The organism is Plebeiibacterium sediminum (assembly GCF_026013605.1).
Taxonomy (GTDB): Bacteria; Bacteroidota; Bacteroidia; order Bacteroidales; family Marinilabiliaceae; genus Saccharicrinis; species Saccharicrinis sediminus.
This window is the reverse complement of the sequence record NZ_JAPDPJ010000175.1, coordinates 1-2,175: the sequence shown is the minus strand read 5'-3', so window position 1 is coordinate 2,175 and position 2,175 is coordinate 1. Positions and strand designations below refer to the sequence as shown.

Annotated in this window: 3 protein-coding genes; all 3 read right to left on the bottom strand. The window is 32.0% G+C overall.

Going from position 1 to position 2,175, the window contains the following annotated elements; all coding sequences use genetic code 11:
- Positions 1-419 precede the first annotated feature (419 nt).
- Complete coding sequence (locus OM075_RS24880; RefSeq protein WP_301193269.1) at positions 420-1,031, bottom strand: DUF4386 domain-containing protein; 612 nt, start codon at positions 1,029-1,031, stop codon at positions 420-422.
- Between the two features lie 78 nt (positions 1,032-1,109).
- Positions 1,110-1,688, bottom strand: coding sequence for a hypothetical protein (locus tag OM075_RS24875; RefSeq protein ID WP_301193268.1), 579 nt, complete (start codon positions 1,686-1,688; stop codon positions 1,110-1,112).
- A gap of 206 nt (positions 1,689-1,894) precedes the next feature.
- Positions 1,895-2,175, bottom strand: a 281-nt coding sequence (locus tag OM075_RS24870) for a putative signal transducing protein (RefSeq protein WP_301193267.1), incomplete at its 5' end; no start/stop codon positions are given.

Below are 2,175 nucleotides of genomic sequence, written 5' to 3'. Positions count from 1 at the left end.
GAATCTTTACTTGGCCTTCAAAGCTTTTGATATTGATTTCAAAAAAGAAATGAACATATAAACAAACTCTGACACAGAATTTTGAACATACCCTATCACGTTGACAATTTTAGTTACAATTTTGCGTTAAATATCTACAAGGATGGCATTTTTAGTTACAATTTTAGGTCAAATACTTACAAGGATGGCATTTTTAGTTACAATTTTGGGTCAAATACCTACAAGGATGGCATTTTTAGTTACAATTTTGGGTTAAATACCTACAAGGACGGCATTTTTAGTTACAATTTTGGGTTAAATACCTACAAGGATGGCATTAATCACACCTATGGGGAGTATTCAATAAATTGTCTCAATTACACCTGAATTATATATTGGATGCAGCAATTAATAATAAAGTTTGATAATAAACTAGATTATTAAGATATACCTCCCTTTACCAATAACCAAACTGACAGGGCCATTTCCCCAAATATACTTGGTATAGCTACCAAAGCTAGAAATATGGAATTATAATCATCGTAATTATGGAGTAAGATGTGTGCTCCCGTGTCGGCCATGTACATTATCCCGGCAATGATAAGTGAGATTGTAATGAGTTTTGGCTTTTTTAAAATGCGTCCTAAAAGGATCAAGTGAATTCCAAAGAAGAATAATCCTATTAACCAGATGATATTGAAAAGATCTATTTGATTTAGTATTTCCTTTTCGCTGGTTAAGGTTAATGCCACAGGTAAAGTAAACACGGCCACTCCCATAATTGCAGCATGCATCATTCTAAACAAGGTACTTAATCCTGATAATATATTTTTTTTGTACAACTCATACAATGCCCATGCTACCACAACATCAAAAACAACAGTAATAATAAAGGCCATTATACCGAAGCGCACCATTAAATGATCATTTTGTATGGTTAGTAAAGGTTCTTTTACTATGGAATCGAGTACAAAAAAATTAGCAAATATGGCTGCAAAAAAAATGATCAGGTAACTGATACCAGCTATTACAGATAATGTTCTTAGCTTCATGGTTTAAGTTTTTGTATTATAACTTAAACCTCAACAGCTTAATTGATATAATTGTTTAGTGGTTGCTCTATAGGTTAATTATATAAATAGTCTCTTGTACTCCTTTTTATTAAATTTTAAACATACTCTAAACAAACCTCTAATAGTAAGAATTAAAACTATAGCGTAACTAAGCAACTTAACTTTACTAATTAGTTTAAATATAGCCAATGAATCATTTACATCAATACTTGATATTGGTTTTATATCTGTTGGAAATAAACCTGAAGTGTATTTGCTAAATGCGAATGCATATAATAAGAGTACCACAAATGATAAAACAATAAAAATCCAACTAGTGCTTACAAATATTTTTCTAGCCCACTTCCTGTAACGAATCAGACCAATTGCACTAAAAAGAAACAATATGGCAACTAAGCCAATAGCACATTCAACAACCATTGCCAATCTTATGGTCTCCTCCATCTGTAATTTTACATCTGCTGCTATACTAAGCAGTTCATTTATTTCATAACTATAATTAAATAAAAAGAGATCCACAAAACTAAATGTAATGAAGTAAATTATTAGTCCTGATATGATTGCTGTCAACCATCCTACTGTTGAAATATGCACTTTTCTTTTTATAAATAATTCGTCAATTGGTTCTAATTCCATGTAATCTTTAATTTATGTATGGGTGTTTTTGTAGTGGAAACCTTAAGAATAAAGCATCGTTTTAGCGCTATATTCAATGTGTTTGTAATATTTAGCTCTATTAATACCATTCTTTTTGTTCTTCCACTAATTCATCTCAGTTCGAGTCATCAAAGTTCTCCAACTTTATTGTAATTGGCCAAGGTGCTTGTTCAGGTTTTCTTTTTCTATATATTTCTGATTAGGTCGTTAATAATTGGAGTTGCTTTTTCCAAGTCGTTACTTTCAATGTAGAGATCAATTGCAGATGGAACACCTCCTGAAAATCCAGCGGTCACACCAGAATTAAAATCACTTTTAACTAATGACGATATTCCATGATTTTCTAATTCACCTTTTATCATGCTAACCATTTGGATATTCTTGATCATGTTGACCCCCTTTCCCGAAGCCGGTTCATGTGATGTTTTCCGCATGACATTCCGGCGGATGTTGACCCCTTTAAGTA

Bases quoted from the DNA above. Each gene is read 5' to 3' on its own strand.
- OM075_RS24880 (WP_301193269.1), bottom strand. From the start codon at position 1,031: ATGAAGCTAAGAACATTATCTGTAATAGCTGGTATCAGTTACCTGATC.
- OM075_RS24875 (WP_301193268.1), bottom strand. From the start codon at position 1,688: ATGGAATTAGAACCAATTGACGAATTATTTATAAAAAGAAAAGTGCAT.